17 protein-coding genes are annotated in these 19,872 nt (G+C 66.7%); 4 read left to right on the forward strand and 13 right to left on the reverse strand.

The window, feature by feature from the left end; genetic code table 11:
• Positions 1-16 precede the first annotated feature (16 nt).
• From tssG to AC07OX_RS12255, 7 genes are all read right to left on the reverse strand, one after another.
• The gene (gene tssG / locus AC07OX_RS12225; RefSeq protein ID WP_495261420.1) at positions 17-1,138 is read right to left on the reverse strand and encodes a type VI secretion system baseplate subunit TssG; all 1,122 of its coding nucleotides are present in this window, start codon (positions 1,136-1,138) and stop codon (positions 17-19) included.
• On the reverse strand, positions 1,102-2,952 hold the full coding sequence (gene tssF, locus AC07OX_RS12230) for a type VI secretion system baseplate subunit TssF (RefSeq protein WP_070062961.1): 1,851 nt from the start codon (positions 2,950-2,952) through the stop codon (positions 1,102-1,104). Before tssF ends, tssG begins: the two co-directional genes overlap by 37 nt.
• 29 nt (positions 2,953-2,981) lie before the next feature.
• Entirely contained in the window at positions 2,982-3,473 is a 492-nt protein-coding gene (tssE, locus tag AC07OX_RS12235; protein WP_062474770.1) for a type VI secretion system baseplate subunit TssE, read from the reverse strand.
• Between the two features lie 109 nt (positions 3,474-3,582).
• Positions 3,583-4,095 (reverse strand): Hcp family type VI secretion system effector, encoded by a 513-nt coding sequence (locus AC07OX_RS12240; RefSeq protein ID WP_062474768.1) that lies wholly within the window; start codon positions 4,093-4,095, stop codon positions 3,583-3,585.
• Between the two features lie 84 nt (positions 4,096-4,179).
• Complete coding sequence (gene tssC, locus AC07OX_RS12245) at positions 4,180-5,670, reverse strand: type VI secretion system contractile sheath large subunit (RefSeq protein WP_095747207.1); 1,491 nt, start codon at positions 5,668-5,670, stop codon at positions 4,180-4,182.
• A 2-nt stretch (positions 5,671-5,672) separates the two neighbouring features.
• Positions 5,673-6,188, reverse strand: coding sequence for a type VI secretion system contractile sheath small subunit (gene tssB / locus AC07OX_RS12250; protein WP_070062960.1), 516 nt, complete (start codon positions 6,186-6,188; stop codon positions 5,673-5,675).
• 120 nt (positions 6,189-6,308) lie between these two features.
• Entirely contained in the window at positions 6,309-6,977 is a 669-nt protein-coding gene (locus AC07OX_RS12255; protein ID WP_157755218.1) for a tetratricopeptide repeat protein, read from the reverse strand.
• A gap of 217 nt (positions 6,978-7,194) precedes the next feature.
• Between AC07OX_RS12255 and tssJ the strand changes: the two genes are divergently transcribed.
• From tssJ to tssA, 4 genes are all read left to right on the forward strand, one after another.
• Positions 7,195-7,815, forward strand: coding sequence for a type VI secretion system lipoprotein TssJ (tssJ, locus tag AC07OX_RS12260; RefSeq protein ID WP_062481131.1), 621 nt, complete (start codon positions 7,195-7,197; stop codon positions 7,813-7,815).
• 79 nt (positions 7,816-7,894) lie between these two features.
• Positions 7,895-9,241, forward strand: a complete 1,347-nt coding sequence (gene tssK / locus AC07OX_RS12265) for a type VI secretion system baseplate subunit TssK (RefSeq protein WP_062481129.1) — start codon at positions 7,895-7,897, stop codon at positions 9,239-9,241.
• Between the two features lie 16 nt (positions 9,242-9,257).
• Positions 9,258-10,055, forward strand: a complete 798-nt coding sequence (icmH, locus tag AC07OX_RS12270) for a type IVB secretion system protein IcmH/DotU (RefSeq protein ID WP_062481127.1) — start codon at positions 9,258-9,260, stop codon at positions 10,053-10,055.
• A complete protein-coding gene (gene tssA, locus AC07OX_RS12275) occupies positions 10,052-11,212 on the forward strand; it encodes a type VI secretion system protein TssA (RefSeq protein WP_495261419.1) in 1,161 nt (386 codons plus the stop codon). Before icmH ends, tssA begins: the two co-directional genes overlap by 4 nt.
• 56 nt (positions 11,213-11,268) lie before the next feature.
• Here tssA and AC07OX_RS12280 read toward each other — a convergent pair whose 3' ends face one another.
• The 6 genes from AC07OX_RS12280 to AC07OX_RS12305 all read right to left on the reverse strand — a co-directional run bounded on the left by AC07OX_RS12280 (position 11,269) and on the right by AC07OX_RS12305 (position 19,767).
• Positions 11,269-12,111, reverse strand: coding sequence for an OmpA family protein (locus AC07OX_RS12280; protein ID WP_492686886.1), 843 nt, complete (start codon positions 12,109-12,111; stop codon positions 11,269-11,271).
• 7 nt (positions 12,112-12,118) lie between these two features.
• Positions 12,119-13,102: a type VI secretion system-associated protein TagF gene (tagF, locus tag AC07OX_RS12285; RefSeq protein WP_095950376.1), complete on the reverse strand. Its 984-nt coding sequence runs from the start codon at positions 13,100-13,102 to the stop codon at positions 12,119-12,121.
• Positions 13,099-16,965 (reverse strand): type VI secretion system membrane subunit TssM, encoded by a 3,867-nt coding sequence (tssM, locus tag AC07OX_RS12290; RefSeq protein ID WP_495261418.1) that lies wholly within the window; start codon positions 16,963-16,965, stop codon positions 13,099-13,101. Before tssM ends, tagF begins: the two co-directional genes overlap by 4 nt.
• A 24-nt stretch (positions 16,966-16,989) precedes the next feature.
• The gene (locus tag AC07OX_RS12295; RefSeq protein ID WP_495261417.1) at positions 16,990-18,462 is read right to left on the reverse strand and encodes a hypothetical protein; all 1,473 of its coding nucleotides are present in this window, start codon (positions 18,460-18,462) and stop codon (positions 16,990-16,992) included.
• A gap of 108 nt (positions 18,463-18,570) precedes the next feature.
• Positions 18,571-18,864, reverse strand: coding sequence for a PAAR domain-containing protein (locus AC07OX_RS12300; RefSeq protein ID WP_062481115.1), 294 nt, complete (start codon positions 18,862-18,864; stop codon positions 18,571-18,573).
• 60 nt (positions 18,865-18,924) lie between these two features.
• The gene (locus AC07OX_RS12305; protein ID WP_370681903.1) at positions 18,925-19,767 is read right to left on the reverse strand and encodes a M15 family metallopeptidase; all 843 of its coding nucleotides are present in this window, start codon (positions 19,765-19,767) and stop codon (positions 18,925-18,927) included.
• Positions 19,768-19,872 lie beyond the last annotated feature (105 nt).

Raw genomic sequence — 19,872 nt, forward strand, 5'->3', positions numbered from 1 at the left:
GTGTTCGTTGAAAGGGTCACTGCAGGGGCTGAAGCTCGTACTGCGTGTCGCTGCGGTCGCCCTCGGCCTCACGGGTGGTGATGAAGCTGTCCCAGCCGAGGTGGCTGCCGCCGCTGTCGCTGAGCTGCACGGCGGCGACTTCTTCGCGCGCCAGGATCAGGCGCACTTCGTATTCGCAGGTCACGCCGGCCAGAAGCGCCAGCATTTTTTCGAGCGCCTTCGCATGCGCGCGGCCCGGAAAGAACTCGCGCAGCGCACTGCGCTTGAGCGGGCCGATCCACAGGCGGATGCGCAGGTCGCGCTGCCAGATGCGTTCGCCCGCCATCGCGTTCTGGCCCAGGCTCACGTTGCCTTCGCCCAGCCTGGAGCGCTGCTGCACGGGCATGTCGTACCACTTGCCCAGGAACTGCTCGATGCGGATGTGGCTGCGGAAGTAATCGGACAGCACGCGCTGCAGGTACGCCGCCGACATCGGCCGGTGGCGCACCGCAGCGGCGTAGCCGGCCACGGTCTCGTCGAACACGGTGCCCGTGCCGTCGGTCAGCGGGTCGCGCTGGGCCGTGTGCTCCAGCCCGGCCATCGACAGCAGCACCGGCAGGTAGGCGCGGCTGCGTTCGTGCTCGTAGTGCAGCGGCAGGCGGTACTTGCGCCAGGCGGCATAGAAGAGCGCGGCGGCGCGGTTGCTGAACACGTCGAGAAAGGCGCGCGCCGAGCTGTCGCGCAGATGCTGCTCGCGGCGCATCAGCATCTCGGTGTAGACGATGGGCAAGGCGCCCGACACGCCCAGCATGCCGAAAGACGCGGGCGTGAGTTCGATGCGGCTCAGGCCGTGGTCGTCCTCGTGCGGCGCCGGCGGCTCGCACAGCTGCGCGCCCGACATCAGTTCGCCCACGGCGTCGCGCACCGCCAGCGCCTCGATCTCGCTGGGCGGGAAGTTCAGGCTGGTGGAGCTGCGAAAGCGCACCCAGCGCGGCACCATGCGTTCGCCGGGCACCAGGCGCTGGTGCACGTCGCGCTCCTGCCGCTTGAGCAGCATGAGCTCGATCAGCCGCACCGCCTGGAAAAATTCGAAGCGGTAGGGTTCGCGCAGCAGCCTTTCGGCTACAGGAGGATCGATTCGCCGCTGCGGGGCTTGCATCGCACCAGCTCCTCCTTGTCGCGCGCCGAAACGATCACCAGCTGGGTGAAGCTGTTCAGGTGCACATAGAGACCGAAGAAATGGTCCATCACGCGGGCAAAGGCCTGCAGGCTGCTGCCCACGAAGCCGGTCTCGTCGACCGTGAGCTTGAGCTCGATGCCGCGCACGAAGGTCGCGAAGGGCTTGCCCGGCAACCACTGGGTGGTGGCCTGCTGCTCGATCGCGGTGATGGCCTCGATCTGCCGCGCCGACACGGCCGAGCGGCCCAGGTCGTACAGCCGCAGCATCTCCTTCAACGCCGGCAGCCCGCTGGTGGCCAGCGACAAATGGTTGAGCGACAGGTGCGACACCAGCCGCCACTGCACGCCCTTGCCGCGCGGCATGCGCAGCGTCTGCGTCGGGCGGCGCAGCATGCGGATCGAGCGCGCCACCGAGTTGCCTTCGATGAAGAGGTCGCCGCCCGGCAGGCCGAAGGCCAGCGAATGCGGCAGGTCGCGGTTGGTGCAGGTGAGGTCAATGCTCAGCGTTTCGGTCTGCGGCAGCGAGGGCTGGAAGTCGATGTCGACGATCGAGAGCTCGGTCTCGTAGCCCGGGCTGCGCTGCGCCACGAGCTCGTTGCGCCGCGCGAACCAGTAGTGCTCGGCCTCCTTCGGATGCTCGCCGTGGTGCAGCGAGTAGAAGGGCCGGAACTCGATGTAGGCGTCGCCCTCGGCGGTCTGCTTCACGAGCTTGACCGAGTCGATGCTGTAGACCTCGAAGCCGAAGGCGCGGCGCGCATCGGCCACCACCGGGTACGCGGCGGCGGCGTGCGTGACGCGAATGGGGTCGCTGCGCTGCTTGAAGAGGTTGATGACGGGCGTGCAGCCCAGCCGCAGGTTGCGGCTGGACACGCCCTCGAGCAGCCGCGCCGTGGGCGAGTCGGCGCGCACGCCGGTCATCACCAGGTGCAGCGTGATCGAGCGGCACGAGCCGATGTGGCGCAGCGCGTTCGCCAGGTCGATGTCGACGAAGTTGAACTTCTCGGGGAACGCGAAGTACTCGCTGAGCAGGCGGTAGGCCGGGTGCGAGCGCGCCGGCAGTTCGATGAGCGCGTCGGCCTCCTCGAAGCCGACCGGGTGCAGCGCCTCGCCCTGCACCAGCGTCCACTTGCCGCTGCGCTCGGGCTCCACGAAGACGGCGGCCGTCTTCAGGAAGATGGCGTCAGCCAGCGCCGTGGCCAGCGAGGGCTCGGCGTCGATGAAGGTGCGCAGGCGCGCCAGCGTGAGGGCCAGGGTGCCGAGCGACTTCTGCTCGCCGGTGGCCTCGAGCGTGACCGAGAGGCAGCCCGTGGCGTTGCGCGGCAGCGAGGCCTGTGCGGGCGCATTCACCACCGAGTGGTAGACCACGTTCGACACCTGCACCGCCGCCAGCGTGACGTCGTACACGCTGCGAAAGCGGCAGGCGCCGCCGCGCACCGGCTGCGAGGTGAGCTCGGTGCCGCGCGCGATGGTGACGGGCTTGCTGAGCTTGGCGAGCGCCGCGCCGCCGGCGTCGAACTGCGCGATGGAGCACGACGGAAAGGGCCGCAGGTAGTGCGGGTACATCACCTCGAGCAGCGCTTCGGTGAGCTCGGGGTAGTCGTCGTCGAGCTTCTTGCTGATGCGGGCCGTGAGCAGCGCGAACGACTGGATCATGCGTTCGACGTGCGGGTCTTCGCTGGCGTCGGCCGAGATGGCCAGGCGCGCGGCGATCTTCGGGTAGCCCTTGGCGAACTCCTGCGAGTAGCCGCGCAGGAAGGCCAGCTCGCGTTCGTAGAAGGGCAGCAACTCGTCCATGGTGTGCGTCGTGTGCGCGGATCGTGGCGCTAGGCGTACCGGCTCTTGCCGGTGCCGCGGGTGATGGAGTACTGCAGCGTCGTGGGCTGCAGCATGGCGTCGAAGTTCACCGGCTCGGCCAGCTCCGGCAGCACGAGCAGGGCGGTGATTCCAAAATAGAGCATGTGGGTGCTGGCCTGGCCGTCGACCTCGAGCGACACCGAGACATCGCGCAGGCGCGACTCGTGGCGCGCGATGGCCTGCTCCAGCGAGCGGCAGATGAACGAACGGTCGTAGTGGCTGGCCAGGCTCAGGCCCGAGAAATCGCTCAGGCCGTAGGTCATGACGGAACGCCGGCACTCGGGGTAGGCCTGGAGCTTGGCGTCGTCGAAGACCATGCGCGTGTTGAGCAGGGATTCGAGGTCGCGTGCGACCACGTTCTTGACCTCGTCAAGCGACAAGTGCCGCAGCACCGGCGAAGCCGGCCCGCGCCAGTCGTCATCGAACAGCTTGTCGAGCAGGCCCGGTTCGAATCCTGTCATGGGTCACTCCCTGTCTCTCGCGTCGGACAACGGGCAAGGCGCCGCGCGAGGGGCGCGGCGCCAAAAAGAAACCGCGGCCTGCGCCGCGGTCGTCATTGCCCGACTGGCGTCAGACCGAGTAGGTCTTGTCGTTCTTCGTGAGGCTCCAGGCGCCTTGCGAGTTGCCGCCCTGGTTGCCGCCGATCTTCTGCTGCGTGTACTTCCACTGCACGGCGGCGTACTTCAGCGAGAAGGTCTCGCTCGGCACGCTGGCCACGTCGGTGCTCACGACCTTCGGGTTCACGCTGGCGATCAGCACGTACTTGAGCTTGATCTCCATGTACTGCACGCGCTTGCCTTCGCCGTCGGCACGGTAGAACTGCACCGTGACTTCGTCGAAGGTGGTGCCGCCCGACGCGTGCTGGTACAGCAGCGGGCTGACGACGTCCATGTCCTTCGTGAAGATCATCTCGCCGTGCTCGCAGCGCTCGGCGGTGTGGCCGCCGGCGGTCGACGCGGTGGCCGAGCGCGGTTGCACGATGCTGTGCTGCCACGAGCTGACTTCGATCCAGTCCTTGTGGTCCTTGTCCTGCGACTCGCCGTTGATGGCCGGGCTGCCGAACTTGACGTAGATATCTTTCATGTTTCTTCCCCTTCTTGATTGATTGATTACTGACAGTTAACGTGTTGCAGCACGGCCCCTCGGCCGCGCACCCGATCTGCCTCCTTACTTATTCACTGACTTCGGCAGATCGGCGACCAAGCGCAGTGAAATAGACAATTCATCCAGCTGGAAGTGCGGGCGCAGGAACGCGACCGCGCGGTACACGCCGGGCCGCCCGGGCACTTCGCCGACCTGGATGGCGGCTTCGCGCAGCGGGAACTGGGCCTTCTGTTCCTGCGTCGCGTTGTCGTCGAGCAGCACGTACTGCGCGATCCAGCGGTTCAGGAACTGTTCGACGTTGTGCGCCGAGGCAAAGCTGCCGATCTTGTCGCGCATCATGGCCTTGAGGTAGTGCGCGATGCGCGACACCGAGAAGATGTACTGCAGCTGCGCCGAGAGCACCGCGTTGGCGTTGGCGCTGTCGGTGTTGTACTTCTTGGCCTTCTGCAGCGACTGCGCGCCGAAGAACGCCGCGTAGTCGGAGTTCTTGCAGTGCACGAGCGGAATGAAGCCCAGGTCGCTGAGCTCCTTTTCGCGCCGGTCGGTGATGGCGATCTCGGTCGGGCACTTCAGGGCGATCTCGCCTTCGTCGGTCTTGAAGGTGTGCGTGGGCAGGTCTTCGACCAGGCCGCCACCTTCGACGCCGCGGATGGCCGCGCACCAGCCGAAGTCGTCGAACGCGGCCGTCAGGCGCGTGGCGAAGGCCCAGGCGGCGTTGCACCAGAGGTACTTGGCGTGGTCGGTGCCGTCGACGTCTTCGACGAAGTTGAAGCTGTCGACCACCGTGCCTTCGCGCGGGTGGTAGGGCAGGCGCCCGAGGAAGCGCGGCAGCGTGAGGCCGACGTAGCGCGAGTCTTCCGAATCGCGGAACGACTTCCACTTGGCGTACTCGACGGTGTCGAACACCTTGGCCATGTCGCGCGGCTTGCCCAGGTCGGCAAAGCTCTCCAGGCCCAGCAGCTCGGGCGAGGCCGCGCCGATGAAGGGCGCGTGCGCAGCAGCGGCCACGTGCGCCATCTGGTCCAGGAAGTACATGTCTTCGGGCTGGCGCGTGACGTCGAAGTCGCCCACCAGCGCGCCGAACGGCGCACCGCCGAAGGTGCCGAACTCTTCTTCGTAGACCTTCTTGAACATCGCGCTCTGGTCGAACTCGACGGCGGCCTTGAAGTCGCGGATCAGGTCGCGCTTGGTGGCGTTGATGACCTTGATCTTGAGCATGGTGCCGGTCGGCGTTTCCTTGACCAGGTACTCCAGGCCGCGCCAGGTGCTCTCCAGCTTCTGGAACTCGGGCGCGTGCATCACGGCGCTGAGCTGCGCGGAGATGAGCGCGTCGAGGTCGGCCACGCGCGCGTCGATCATGGCCGACACGTTGTCGGAGACGATCACCGAGCCCTCGAGGACCTGGCTGACGAGTTCGCCGATGAGGTCCTTGGTGCGCGTGTGCTCCACGTCGGACTTGGCGACCTTGCTCTTCTCGACGATCTGGTCGAGCAGGTCGACCGTGGCCTCGGACGAAGCGGCACCGCTCGATGCCGAAAGTGCTTGCGCGGTCATGTTCAGCTTTCGTCCTTCTTGCCGGCGCTCTGTCCCAGGCGCTGGAGTTGCTCGGTGTTGTTCAGCACGTCGGCCAGCAGGTCTTCGAGCTTGCTGTTGCCGGCCATCTTGTTGCGCAGGTCGGCCAGCTTGGTGCGCGCGTCGAGCAGGCGCTTGAGCGGCTCGATCTGCTCGACGACGGCTTCGGGCGAGAAGGCGTCCATCGAGTTGAAGGTGAGGTCGACACCGAAGCTGCCGCCGCGCCCGTCCAGCTTGTTCGGCACCTGGAAGGCGGCACGCGGGGCCACGCCCTTCATGACGTCGTCCATGTTGTCGCGGTCGATGTTGACGAACTTGCGGTCCTTGAGCTTGGGCTGCTCGACCTCGGACTGGCCCGCCAGGTCGGCGATCACGCCGACGACGAAAGGCAATTCCTTTTTCTCGATGGCGTCACCGAGTTCCACGTCGTACGTGAGTTGCACGCGCGGCGGGCGCACTTTTTGGAGACGCTTCTGCACGCTCTGTCTTTTGGTCGCCATAAGCTTCAATACCTTCGCAATAGGACTGAGAAACGAATTAAAAAGTTGTACGACCCATTTCCAGATCGCACGCTCATTCGTTAATACATTGGTTTAAAAACCAATTCAAAAACCGGACAATTACTTGAGCGCGTCAAATGGATTGCCGCCACCCGCGCGCGGGGCGGGCGCGGCAGGTGCCGGGCGCGGCGCGGCGACCGGGGCGGGCCGTGCGGCGGCGACCGGGGTCGGCGCGGCGGACGATGACGACGAGGGCGCGGGTGCCGGGCTGGGGGCCGCGGCGCGGCGCGTGGGTGCCGGCTTGGCTTCGGGGCCGGCGGGCACCAGGACCGACAGGCCCAGGGTTTCGCGCAGCAGCGCGGCCAGGCGGTAGGCGTCGGCGTTGGCGTCGCCGCTCAGGCTGCTGTCCTTGCCCAGGTCCTCGATGGAGCGGGCCGCCAGGCGCAGGCCGCCCACGGCGGTGATGCTCTTGGCCTGCCGGCTGGAGGGGTCGCGGCGCAGCGACTCCTCGGCGGCCGAGATGGCCAGGCTGTAGCGGCCTTCGTTGAAGTAGATCTGCGCGATGCGCGACCACGGCTCACCGCGGGTCGGGTTGTCGGTGGCGAGCTGCTGGTACTGGCGGATGACGGGCGCCTTGTCGCCGGTGGCGGCTGCCGCGGCGGCATCGACCTCGGCCAGGCTCTTGTTGTAGGCCGCGGTGGCCTGCGCAACGGCCGCGTCCGGCGTGGTGGTACAGGCCGACAAAAAGACGGTGCTCGCAATGGCACCGGCAATCATCGTGCGCGACATGATTTTTCGAATCGACACATTCCCCCCTGATCTGACTTTTTAGCAGGCCGCAATCATTCATTAAATTGCGACCGTTGACAATAACAATACACGATACTACAGCCGCGTGGATGGCAAATGACGGGGGCGGATTAATGCTAATTTCCTAATCGAAAGTCATTTTCGAAATCGGTTAATCCTATTTGGTCCATCGAAATATTGTTACGACTCGCTTTTAATGAAAATATTAATTACATCTGGCGCGCTGCTGGCCGCGTTGATGCTCGGCGGGTGCAGCTCGCCGGCGCTCACGATCGCCAACATCGCGCTCGAGGCGAGCGGGCTGAAGAAGCCCGAGCTGCCCGAGTCGCAAAAGCCCCCGCGCAAGGTGACGATGTCGATCGCCGCGGGCAAGAACCTCAACGCCGACGGCCGCAACCGCCCGCTGTCCGTGGTGATGCGCATCTACAAGCTGAAGGAAACGACGGGCTTCTACCAGTCGTCCTTCGACGCCTTCGTCACGCCGGGTCGCGACAAGACGCAGCTGGGCGACGACCTCGTGGAGAGCCGCGAGATCACGCTCATTCCCGACCAGCAATACACCTGGACCGAGATGGTTCCGCGCAGCGCCAACGCGGTGGCCGTGGTGGTGCTGTTCCACTCGCCCGATGCCCAGCGCTGGCGCTTCGCCTTCAACGCCGCCGACGCCGAGAAAACCGGCATCGTGATGGGCGCGCATGCCTGCGCGCTTACCGTCACGACAGGCGCGGTGGTGGGCCAGCAGAACGCACAAGGCGCCGCCCCCACGGGCGCGCTCAACCTGTTGGGGCCGGTAACTTGCCGGCCCTCGCCCGCCTGATCTGCAGCGACGGCGGGGCCGTTCAAGTCGACACGACGATGCGATACATTCAAAAAAAATTGTGGGGAGTTGATCCGACGTGAGCTACGCAGCCAAGGTCCTCTGGGGAGAGGGCTTGTTTCTACGCCCCCAGCATTTCCAGCGCCAAGACGCGTACCACGAGGCGCGCCTGCGCGCCACGGCGCAGACGCTGCATCCGTACTTCTGGGGCGTGCGCTCCATCAGCTTCGACCTCGATGCGCTGGCCAGCGGCATGCTGCGCGCCTCGCAGCTGTCGCTGGTGTTCCCCGACGGTGAGCCGTACGCGGCGCCGCAGGCCGATGCGCTGCCCCCGCCCATCTCGCTGGACACGCTGAGCCCGGGCCAGAACGAGATCACCTTCTACCTCGTGCTGCACCCGGTGAAGGAGCTCGGCAAGAACTACACCGACCCCAACGAAGAAGGCTTTGCCGCGCGCTACACCAGCGACGCGACGCAGTCGCTCGACCTGTACACCAACGCCGTGAGCGCCGAGGTGGTGTTCCTGCGCAAGAGCGTGAAGCTGCTGGCCGACACCGAGCCGCGCGAGCAGTTCGTGTCGATCCCGGTGATCCGCATCCGCCGCACCGCCGCGGGCGGCTTCGAGATCGACCGCAGCTTCGTGCCGCCGTGCACCAGCATCGACGCCTCGCCCACCGTGTTCCAGCAGCTGCGCCGGCTGCTCGACGTGCTGCAGGCCAAGGTCAATTCGCTCTACGGCATCCACCGTGAGCCGAGCAAGAACATCATCGAGTTCCGCTCGGGCGACATCGCCTCGTTCTGGCTGCTGCACACGGCCAACTCGGCGTTCGCCTCGCTCTCGCACCTGTTCCATCACCCGTCGCTGCACCCGGAGCGGCTGTTCCAGGAACTGCTGAGCCTGGCCGGCGCGCTGATGACCTTCGCCAAGACCTACTCGCTGAACGACCTGCCGGTGTACGACCACGAGAAGCCCGGCCCGGCCTTCGCCGAGCTCGACCGCATCGTGCGCGACCTGCTCGACACCGTCATCTCCACGCGCTACTTCGCCATCGCGCTCACCGAGACGCGCAACGCCTTCTACCTGGGGCGCCTGGACTCCGGCAAGATCGACGAGAAGACCGTGTTCTACATGTCGGTCACCGCCAGCATGCCGGCCGCCGAGCTGGCCGAGGTGGTGCCGCAGCGCTTCAAGATCGGCGCGCCCGAAGACGTCGACAAGCTCGTGCTCTCGGCCATGCCGGGCGTGCGCATCGTCTACGCGCCGCAGGTGCCGCCGGCCATTCCGATCCGCGCGGGCGCCTGCTACTTCTCCATCGACAGCAAGAGCCAGCTGTACGACCGCATGCTGCAGGCGCAGAGCGTCACCATCTACGCGCCGGCCGGCATCCCCGACATGCAACTCGAACTGATCGCCGTGACCGGCTGATCACCCGCCCGATCGTATGAACACCACCACCCTCAACAAGGCCCCTTCCCTGCTGGGCGCCGACGCGCCGCCGGCCTCGTTCACGCCGGCCGGCGTGGCGCCCGACGCCGACTCGAGCCTGCTCGACCTGCTCTACGACGGCTTCGTGATGCTGTTCCTGCTGAAGAAGAAGCAGCAGCCGGCCACCACCGAGCAGTTCCTCACGGGCATCCGCAACTACCTGGGTGAGTTCGAGCGCAACGCGCGCAAGCTCGACGCCACGGCCGAGCAGATCCACGCGGCCAAGTACGCCTTCTGCGCCACGGTCGACGAGTTCGTGCTCTCGGCGCCCGAGTTCGCCATCCGCTCCGAATGGGAGCGCCGGCCGCTGCAGCTCACGCTGTTCGGCGACCAGCTGGCGGGCGAGAACTTCTTCAACATGCTCGAGGTCGAGCGAGCGCACGGCGCCGCGCGCATCCAGACGCTCGAGGTGTTCTACATGTGCCTGCTGCTGGGCTTCCAGGGCAAGTACGCCATCGACGGCACCGAGAAGCTGGCCTACCTCACGGCGCGCGTGGGCGACGAGATCGCCAACGCGCGCGGCAAGCGCACGCCGTTCGCGCCGCACTGGCCGCTGCCCGACCTGATCTCGCACTCGCTCAAGCGCGAGGCGCCGCAGTGGGTGGTGGCCGCGCTGTTCGCGCTCATCGGGCTGCTGGGCTTCATCGGCCTGTCGGCGCACCTGGGCAGCACCACGCAGGGCGCGCTCGCGAGCTACCAGGACATCGTGAAGCTCGGCCCGCGCCAGGCCAACCTGACGATCTCGCTGCCATGACCACGGCCGCGACGAACCGCCTCGACCTCGCGGCCTTGCTGGCCCCGATCTCGGAGGCCAAGCCCTGCGGCGAGGACATGTTGTTCTCGCGCGAGTTCGACGCCATCCAGGAAGCGCGCAAGCACGACGACCCCTCGCTCGAACAGGGCGAATGGGTCATCGAGCTGAAAGAGGCCAACTGGCCCTTCGTGATTTCGGAGTGCGAGAAGCTGCTGCGCGCCTCCACCAAGGACCTGCGACTGGGCGTGTGGCTCACCGACGCGCTGGCCAGCCAGCGCGGCTTCGAGGGGCTGGCCGACGGCTACCGCCTGCTCAGCGGCCTGTGCCGCCAGTACTGGGACGAACTGCATCCGCAGCCCGAGGGCGGCGACATCGAGATGCGCATCGGCACCGTCACCTGGCTGATCTCGCGCTCGGTCGAGCTGCTGCAGCGCGCGCCCATCGTGAGCGACGGCCACACCGGCCACAGCGCGCTGGTGTGGGAGACCGCGCTGGCGCTCGACCAGGCCATCCGCCGCACGCCGGCGCAGGCCGACGAGCTGCAGCGCAACAAGGTGACGCTCGAGCAGTTCGACCGCCTGCGCCGCGCCACGCCCGCGAAGTTCTTGCAGAAGACGCACCGCGACGTGCAGGCCTGCGAGCAGGCGCTGGCCGAGTTCGAGGCCGTGTTCGACGAACGCACCGCCTCCAACGGCCCGAGCTTTCGCGCCGCGAAAGACGCGGCCGCGTCCATCCGCCAGGCCGTCGAGCGCTTTGCGCGCGAGGCCGGCGTGCCGATCGACAACGGCGCGGCGCCGCAAGCCGCCGCCGCTGCACCGGCCGCCAGCGCACCGGCTGCCCCGACCCGCATCGAACCCGTCTTCGACGCCGCCATGCCCCATTCATCTCCTACCTACCACGCGGCGGTGCATGTGCCCGCCGCGCTGCCGCCCGGCATCCACAGCCGCGCGCAGGCCATCGCGCAGCTCAAGGAAGTGGCGGCGTATTTCGAGCAGACCGAGCCTTCGAGCCCGGCCGCCTACATGGCGAACAAGGCCGCGCGCTGGGCCGACATGCCGCTGCATGCGTGGCTGCGCAACGTGATCAAGAACGAGCAGGAGTTGGCCCAGTTGGTGGACCTGCTCGACTTGCCCAAGGGCGACGACGAGTCGCGCTGACTTCGCGCCTTCGCGCTGAGTGAAAGAAGAAAGGCCCGCGTTGCGGGCCTTTTTCTTTAGCGTCCCACCCGGAACTCGATGCGCCGGTTGCGCGAACGCCCCTCGTCGGTCGCGTTGCTCGCCACCGGCTGGTCCGGGCCCACGCCCGAGGTCGTGAGCGTCATCGGGTCGATGCCCTTGCCCACCAGGTAGCCCTTGACCGATTCGGCACGCGACTGGCTCAGCGCCAGGTTCGACGTGCGGTTGCCGGCGTTGTCGGTGTGGCCCACCACCGCCACCGACTTGTTCGTGAGCTTCTGCAGGATCGGCGCCATCTCGTCGAGGATGGCGCGGCCCTTGCCCGTGAGCGTGGCGCTGCCCAGTTCGAACTCGATGGTGCGGTTGCCCAGCACCTGGTCGACCGCGATCTGCTCCGACACGGGCACGCGCAGGCTGTTCTTGATGGTGTAGGTCGGGTTGAGCGAATTCGCCATGTCGCTCACGATCTTCTGGCGCAGCGCCTCGTTGCCGACCTCGCCGCTGAGCGCCATCTGCGTGCCCTCGATCTGGAGCTGGCCGCGGTGGATATCCTTGAGCGAGGGCGTGATCAGCCGCTGCACGTTGGCGCTCCAGTTGGCCGGCATGCTGACGGTGTTCACCACCTCGATCTTGTCGATCACGCCGCTGGGGCCGTAGACGCGGCGCAGCGCCTCGATGACGGCGATGCGCGTGGCTTCGTCGGGCACCTGCCCGCCGGCCACGACCGGCTCGCCCTTGCCGACGGCCGCGGGCGTGGTCTCGACGCGGGCGGCGGTGGCGCCCGCCGCGGGTGGTTGTTGGGGTTGCTGGGCCTGCACGGCCGGCACGAGCGCGAGCCCGCAGGCCATGGACAGCACGAGAACGCGCAAAGAACAATTCATGACCGTGTCATTCCCCGATGAAGACTTCGCGAAAGGCGGTGAGCACGATGTCCAGCGGCAGCTGCGGCTGGTCGAGGTAGCTCACCAGCTTGAACATCGCGTAGTTGCTGTGGATGGTGTCCTCGACCCACTCCGGGTTGTCGATGTCGATGTTGTGCTCGGTGTAGACCTGCGGATGCAGCACGCTTTGCAGGCTGCGCGGCGACAGGCCGTTGAAGCCGATCACCAGCCGCGAGCGGCCGTCGATCTCGGTGACCAGCAGCACCAGCTCGAAGTCGGCCTTGGCCAGGAACTGCGACACCATCTCGAGCCAGAAGGTGGCGATCAGCGAGCGGTCGACCGGGTCGCGCGGCAGCGGCAGCGTGAGCCCCTTTTCCAGGTGCGACACGGCGCTGGCCATCACCGGCTGCAGCAGCAGGCCCAGCGCCAGGATGGCGCGGCGCAGCGACACCTTGTGGCCGTCGAAGTTGAGCATCTGCTCGATGCGCAGCAGGCTGGTGTCGCGCGTGAACGCCGCATAGGTGGCGCGCGAGGCCGACTTCTTGAAGCCGGTCTCGATGGCCGGATCGATGGCCTCGAACTTCTTCAGCTCGTTGTCCAGGTCGGTGCCGGCCGCCAGCGACTGCACCTGCACCGCCATGCGGTCCCAGTAGGGGCCGATGAGCATCGGCGCGCCGCGCATGAAGTCGAGCGCCTCGTCCACGTCCACCGAGGTGGCCGCCAGGAACGGGTAGCGGCGCGACGACTCGTCGCGGCTGGGGCGCACGTGCCCCGCAATGGCGACGCGGCTGCGTGAGCCCAGGCACACGAAGTGCATCGGCGCCGCGTTGTCGTAGATCAGCTTCCAGCGCGGGTCTTCCGACAGCATCTCCATGGTCTGCGACAGCCAGTGGTCGAACACCTTGATGAGCTGCGGGTTGTACAGGCCCTTCACGAAGTCGCCGCGTCCGGGCAACTTGCCGAAGTAGCACAGCTGTTGTGGCGCGCTCATTTGCCTGCTCCCCCTGCCTGCACCGGCGCCTGGGCCGGTGCCTGAACCGCTGCGGGTGCTGCTGCGCGCGGCACACCGATCTCCGCGACCGTCGACGGCAGCACCGTGCCGCGCAGGCCCTTGCCCTGCGGCGAATCGCCGCCCGAACCGGCCGACTGCGTGTTCTGGATCACGCGCAGCTTGACGGTCACGCTCGCGTTGTCGCGCGCCCACGTGAGCTCGAAGCTGCCGTCGGGCAACTTGGTGCGCTGCGCCGTGCTCAGCAGGCGCTCCAGGCCGAAGTTGCCCGGCTCGTTGATCAGCTCGACCGTGCGCCCGTCGAAGGTGACGGCGGTGATCTTCGCGCCCGGCGTGCCCTGTGCGTTGGGCCAGACGAAGTTGGACCACTGCGGCGGCGTGTTGCGGTAGCGCAGTTGCTGGCCATCGATCTCGACCATGTATTCCGTCAGGCCCGACACGGGCTGCGGCAGGATCTGGAACAGCGTCTGCGGCTGCGCGCTGCCGCCGGCCCCGGCCGCGGCACCGCCCGACAGCGGCGCCACCCACTGCGCAAAACCGTTCACGAAGTCGGGGCTCAGCGTGAGGCCCTGGTCGCCCCAGGCGCGCGGCGACAGCAGGTCGCCGCGGCGGATCACCAGCGAGCCCAGCGTGGTCGTCACGAACTTGCCGATGGCGCCTTCAGGTCCGAAGAACTGCGCGATTTCCGCCGGCGAGGCCTCGATCTTCGCGCTCGCCGAGAACGGGTACTTGGTGGCCAGCGACTGCTGGAAGGGCTGGTGCACCTGCGCGCTCCAGATCTTGTTGACCTCCACCGCCGTCGGCTGCACCGTCACCGCGTAGGCCTGCAGCAGCGGCCGCACGAGCAGCGGGCGCAGCGCCTGGCGCTGCGCGGCGTCCATGCCGGTGAGCATCTGCTCGTCGACGTACTTGAGCGCATCGGCCAGCTCGGAGCCGTTGCCTTCCAGCGTCTGCTGCATGAGCTGGCGCGCGCCCGGACCGGGATCGCCCTGGTTCTTAATCTGGTTGAAGCGCCCGCGCAGCTTGGACAGCGTGCCCAGGTAGCCGCGCAGCAGCGAGGTGTTGTCGCGCTCGACCACCAGGCGCGCCACGCCCGCGAACTCGCGCCCGATCGGGCCCATCGGGATTTCCGTGGCGCCGCCGTTGAGGTCGACGTTCACGTTCACCTGCGACGGCGTGGCACGGCTGAAGAGGCGCTTGAACCAGTTGAAGGCCCCGGTGCGCGCCTGCTGCAGGCCGGCGTTGACCAGCGAGGGGTTGTCCCACGAGGTCTGGTCGTACACCGTGTCGAAGACCTTGCGGATCGGCGAGTTCTGCGGATCGCCGAGCTGGTTCATCGCCACCACGGCCTGCTCGAAGCTGCCCATGTCCTTCACCGCGATGCCCTGCAGGAAGCGCTGCCACTCCTTGGCGTACTCCAGCTTGTACATGGTGGCCAGCGTCTTGCGGATCTGCTCCGGGCTGCCTTCGAGCGTCAGGTCGTCGTTGCCGGCGACGTTGAGCACCCAGTCCTTGCTGGAGGTTTCCTTGTTCGCGGCGTCGCGGATCGCGTCGTCCACGTACTGCTGCCAGGCTTCGCGTGTGAACGCGCCCGAGATGGCGACGCTGCCGGCGAGGGTGCCTTCGGCTTCGGCGCTGCTGGCCGTGGCCCCGAGGATGCGCGCCACGGTCATCGGCGCGAAGCGCGTGGAGGCGCGCGCCTTGATCTCGGCGTACACGCGTTCGCGCGCCGGCATGCCGCGCACCACGCGGCGCAGGTTGTCACGCGTCTGCTCGACCAGCGCCAGGTTGGTGTCGGCCAGCGCGGGCCAGTTGTCGTCGCCCACGCGGCGTAGGTAGAAGGTGATCATGCGCTCGGCATCGCGGATGACCGCCGCGCGCGGCATGTCGCCGCGGTTGCTCTCGAGCCAGCCGCGCCAGAAGCGCGAGATCTGGTCGGTGAGGTGCGCCGTTTCCACCTGCCGCTTGTCGGACAGCATGAGGTAGGTCTTGAGCGCGTTGTAGGCGTCCTGCACGTCGGCCGGCGAGGAGCCGGCATACAGGCCGCCGCCTTCCGGCACTGCGGCGGGTGCCGTGGTGGTCGCAGCACCTGCGACCGGCAACGGCGCGGGCGATGCGCCGCCCGTCAGTGCGGCCACCGCGTCGGCGCGCTTCAGGCGGTCGGGGTGCGCATTGACCTCGCGCAGGAAGGCCTGCAGGTTGTCCGACACCGGCGCGAGCATGAGCTGCTTCACGCCGCCGTAGTACTCGGCCACGAGCTTGTCTTCGAGCTGGTTGCCCTGGTACAGGCCCAGCGACAGCGACAGCGGCCGGTCGTTGCGGAATTTCTCGAGCTGCTCGATGCGGTCCTGCAGGATGCCCAGCGCCTCGAAGCGCGTGCGCAGGCCGTTGTCGCTGGCCTGCAGCTTGACGACCTTGTCCAGGTCGGCCTGCACGTTCTCCACCAGCTGCCGGTTGCCGAGGTACGACCAGGTCCAGCCGCCCAGCAGCAGGCCCAGCACCGCGACGAAGGCGAAGAAGCTCACGTAGCGCACGCGCGCCTTCACGGGGCTGGAGAACTGCCGCACCGTCTTCTTGTCGGCAAAGATCACCTTGGAGAACAGGTCGCGCAGGAAGAACCCGTTCTGCGAATAGATTTCCTTCGACTTGGTGGCCGCGTTGCTCAGCGTGAGCCCGAAGCGCTTGGCGATGCGCTCGGTCGACAGGCTGCGCATCGTGCCCTCTTGCAAGGCGCTGGTGAAGTAGAAGCCGCGGAACACCGGCTTGTGCTGGAAGGGGTTGCTCTCGAACAGCGTGGCCAGGAAGGCGCGCAGCGCGGGCTTGATGGCCGCGAACTCGAGCGGGAAAATCAACAGCTCGGGCGACGGGTCGCTGCTGCGGTGGTTCGCGAAGTGCGAGACGCTGATTTCCTTCAGGCCCATGTAGAGCTCGTCGAAGCGCTTGTCGAACAGCGCCACGGCGTCCTGCTTCTCGTCGCCGTCGTACGGGAGCGAGGCGCCCCACACGCGGTCGCGCTCCATCTTGTCGCTGTCGCCGAAGAACTCGGCAAAGCCGGTGATCAGGTCGGCCTTGGTGAACATCACGTAGACCGGCGCGAACACCTCGAGCCGCTCGGTGAGTTCCTGCATGCGCTGGCGCAGGTTCTTGGCGAGCTGGATGGCGAAGTCGGGCCGGCTGCCGATCAGCTCGGGAATGCTGGCCGTGATGATGATCCCGTTGATGGGCGCCTTCGGCCGGTACTTCTTGAGCAGGTCGAGGAAGCCGAACCACTCCTTGCGGTCTTCCTGGTGAATGGAATAGCGGCCCGCGGTGTCGAGCACGATGCCTTCGGTGGTGAAGAACCAGTCGCAGTTGCGCGTGCCGCCGATGCCCTGAATCACCGCGTTGCCCTTGTCGGCGAACGGGAACTGCAGGCCCGAATTCAGGATGGCGCTGCTCTTGCCCGCGGCCGGGTTGCCGATGACCATGTACCAGGGCAGCTCGTACAGCGCCTCGCTGCCCGACATCTGCCCGATCTTCGAGGTCTTGATGGTCTTCACCGCCTCGACCATGCGCCCGCGCAGTTCGTCGATCTCGGCCTTGCGCTCGGGGTCGCTGTCGCGCACGGCGGCGTCGGCCTGGTCCTCGAGCATGTCGCCGAGCTTGCGGTTGGCCGCGCGCGTGCGCATGCGCCGCACGAACCACACCAGCAGCCACAACAGCAGCAGCACCACGAAGATGCCGACGGCCCAGATCGCGCCGACTTCGAGCGTCTGCGCCCCGAGCAGCAGGAACGCGCCGAGCGCGATGGCGCCGATCACCGACAAGGTGCGCGGATCGGCCAGGAAACTGAAGAATCGCCGCATAGAAGTTTCTGGAATCGGTCCTGTTTAAGTAGCGGGTGACGCGGGGCTCGCCGGGCCGGCCAACAAGGCCGTCCGGGCGAGCGCGTCCTGCACGGAAATGGCGAGCACATGCCGGGCATCGCGCGCGGCCAGGTGGCACGCGAGCACGACGGCGCTCATGTCGGCCGCGGCCCCCAGGTGACCCAGGGTGGCGCAGACGGACAGGTTGTTTTCGAAGGGCACGTGCGGCAGCCGCTCCTGCACAAGCTTGGCCACTTCGGTGACGCGGCTGGTGCGGTGGTCGGCGTCGCTCACGACCCAGTCGACCTGGGCGGTCTCGAGCGTCGAGGTGGCGAGCAGGTGCTGGGCGAAGCGATCGAGCAGGCTCGCATCGGGCGTGCGTGCCGTGTCGGCCGAGGCCTCGCGCTGGCCGCTTGCGCTGCGCGACAGGCGCACGGCCTCGGCCGGTGCCAGCAGCGCATCGCCGGCGCGCACGAGCAGCAGGCCCGCGGCGGCTTCACCGGGCACGCGGCCCTTGCGGCGCGTGGCGGTGTACAGCAGGCCGTCGACCTCCCAGCGCGCGATGCTGGCTTCGGACACCGAGGAGTCGGCTGCCAGCGCGATCCACAGCGCGGGCCTTTGCTCGCGATGCAGCGACAGGCTGATGCGGTCGAGCAGCGCCATGCCGGACACGCCGTCTTCGCTCTTGAAGCAGTCGACGAGCCAGCGCTGCGACGCATCGCCCTCGCGCACGCGCTGCTGCACCCACTGCGTGGCGATCGCGCGTTCGCTCTCGCTCCATGCGCCCGGCAACAACAGCGAGAGGTTCAGCTGCGGCGCCGCCGCCGGCCCCGGGATGACGCCGCCGCTGGACACGAAGCGCCCGGGCGCACGCACCGCGAGCGCATCACCCGCGTTGGCGATGGCTTCGGCCGCGGACGCCAGCAGCTCCTGCAGCACGTCGGACATCAGGTGAATGGCGCGCAGCCGGTCGTCGGGCAGCGCATCGACATCGAAAGCTTCGCCGGCCGGTTGCAGGCTTTCGCGCAGGTGCTCGCGCAGTTCGTTCTCGTCGATGCCTTCGACGCGGCCCGCGATGACGGGAAAGCCTTCGCCGTCGCGCAGTTCGGGAACCAGCTCTGGCGTCTGTGCCTGGCCGATCGCGGTGGCCACCGTATCGGCATCGCTGCCGCGCGGCGTGCGAAGGGCGAAGGCCAGCACGGCCATCTGCAGGCGCTCCTGCGAAGCCTCGGTTGCTACGGCATTCGATGAGGCCGCGGCGCCTGCGGCCACTGTTGTCCCAGCTGCGGGCAGCGCAGCAGCGGGCGCGGCCGTGAAGATGCGGCGCAGCACCACATAGAAGAGCATCAGCGCCAGCGGCAGCACCACGAGGTAGAGCACGATGTCGCTCGTGCTCGGCATGCGCGCCGTGTACTGCCAGTAGACGATCACGAGCACCCACACCGTGATGAACACGGCGCAGGCCAGGAGCACGGGCTTGATCAGTCGCGACAGCATCCGGAGTTTTCGAACGCCTGGGTCACGCGAGGGCGATAGCGATGGCAGCGGCCCACGCGGTCGCGTGACCGCATGCCATGCCTGCAGCCGAAGAAGGAGGCACCGCCGTCATTCGGACGCGGAGGCGATCTGGCTGGACAACAGCCTGCAACCGCAGGCCGCACGGTCGCCGTGGCGCGCCACGCGACGGCCATCGATCGACACGCAGTCGCTGCCCGTCACGATGGGGTTGATGCCATGGCCGGGCCGTGGGCACGACACCATGTCGCCGATGCGCGCCACGCGCCGTTCGTCGATGTGCGTGTTTTCGGATGCGGTGATCACGAAGCCACCGTGGTCGGTCTTGTCATGCAGAACGATCCACGGGCGGTCGTTGTCCGCCTCGGGTTGATCCTCACCCATTTGAACTCTCCCCCTTGATTGCCTCGTGGTGTGCCGGTGCGACAGATGTCGTCTCGGCATTCAGTTGCGTGACAATTTAAATCCCGGCTTGCGGTACTCCACGTGACCGTAATCCCTGAAGGACCATCGACCACCCCACACCAAGCCCACGGACTCGGCCGCTTCACCATAGAGGCGATAGCCTTCCATGGCCCATGGATCTTTTTCAGAGATCACCAGCTTGCCATTGCGATAGAACGCGTTGTCTGCCGCAAGTCCATACTGATGATAGCTTTGATTGGCCTTCGCCATGGTCACTGTATTGCCCAATGCAGCGAGTTTGGCTTGTCGTTCGGGGCTGCGATAACCCTCGAGCAATGCGAGGTCGTAGCCGTGCTTTTCTTTCATGATCTTGTAGACGAGCAGCAAACGATTACGAAAGTCCACATCGAGAACAGCCCAGTCCCGACTGCCTTCTTTCGTGAGCGGACGAATCTGCTCCACCTCTGCCGTCGCAAACACCTCGGGCGGCAACGGCTGCGGCGGCACCAGCTGCTCGCCTTTGAGCAAGGCCTCGATCTTCGGGTCGCTTGTGGCAGCCCAGTCATCGAAGAACAGAACCCGGCCACTTCCGAAAGTCACACTTAACAACACCGGCACGATAAGCAGACCCATGCCCGACAGCAACAAGTAGCGATGCCTTACGGCAAAAGTACGCACTCCCGAGCCGCTGTCGCGCATCAACTGAAAACTTGCTTCGGACACAAAACCAAGACGGCGTCCTATTCCAATAAAAAAGAATGCAATAGCAGTAGAAATGGAGACCGTCGCTCGCAACACACGGTCACGAAAAGAAGGGAACAAGAAGATGGCAAGTGCTGCCACCATCAAGGCAAAATAACAAAAGAGAGTGAAGAAGATCAACGGTGTTCAATGAGAGCCACTCAATTGTATGAGTCGCTTAAAAATTTGAACCCATCGCACGCAGCACCTTGTTGCATCCCAATTGCGATATCGCGTTGATCACGC

The organism is Variovorax sp. GW821-FHT09D07 (assembly GCF_059416345.1).

Bases quoted from the DNA above. Each gene is read 5' to 3' on its own strand.
- AC07OX_RS12240 (WP_062474768.1), bottom strand. From the start codon at position 4,095: ATGAAAGATATCTACGTCAAGTTCGGCAGCCCGGCCATCAACGGCGAG.
- AC07OX_RS12300 (WP_062481115.1), bottom strand. From the start codon at position 18,864: ATGGGTGAGGATCAACCCGAGGCGGACAACGACCGCCCGTGGATCGTT.
- AC07OX_RS12295 (WP_495261417.1), bottom strand. From the start codon at position 18,462: ATGCTGTCGCGACTGATCAAGCCCGTGCTCCTGGCCTGCGCCGTGTTC.
- tssE (WP_062474770.1), bottom strand. From the start codon at position 3,473: ATGACAGGATTCGAACCGGGCCTGCTCGACAAGCTGTTCGATGACGAC.
- tssG (WP_495261420.1), bottom strand. From the start codon at position 1,138: ATGCAAGCCCCGCAGCGGCGAATCGATCCTCCTGTAGCCGAAAGGCTG.
- tssA (WP_495261419.1), top strand. From the start codon at position 10,052: ATGACCACGGCCGCGACGAACCGCCTCGACCTCGCGGCCTTGCTGGCC.
- AC07OX_RS12255 (WP_157755218.1), bottom strand. From the start codon at position 6,977: ATGTCGCGCACGATGATTGCCGGTGCCATTGCGAGCACCGTCTTTTTG.
- tssF (WP_070062961.1), bottom strand. From the start codon at position 2,952: ATGGACGAGTTGCTGCCCTTCTACGAACGCGAGCTGGCCTTCCTGCGC.
- tssJ (WP_062481131.1), top strand. From the start codon at position 7,195: ATGAAAATATTAATTACATCTGGCGCGCTGCTGGCCGCGTTGATGCTC.
- tssC (WP_095747207.1), bottom strand. From the start codon at position 5,670: ATGACCGCGCAAGCACTTTCGGCATCGAGCGGTGCCGCTTCGTCCGAG.
- tagF (WP_095950376.1), bottom strand. From the start codon at position 13,102: ATGAGCGCGCCACAACAGCTGTGCTACTTCGGCAAGTTGCCCGGACGC.
- icmH (WP_062481127.1), top strand. From the start codon at position 9,258: ATGAACACCACCACCCTCAACAAGGCCCCTTCCCTGCTGGGCGCCGAC.
- AC07OX_RS12280 (WP_492686886.1), bottom strand. From the start codon at position 12,111: ATGAATTGTTCTTTGCGCGTTCTCGTGCTGTCCATGGCCTGCGGGCTC.
- tssM (WP_495261418.1), bottom strand. From the start codon at position 16,965: ATGCGGCGATTCTTCAGTTTCCTGGCCGATCCGCGCACCTTGTCGGTG.
- tssB (WP_070062960.1), bottom strand. From the start codon at position 6,188: ATGGCGACCAAAAGACAGAGCGTGCAGAAGCGTCTCCAAAAAGTGCGC.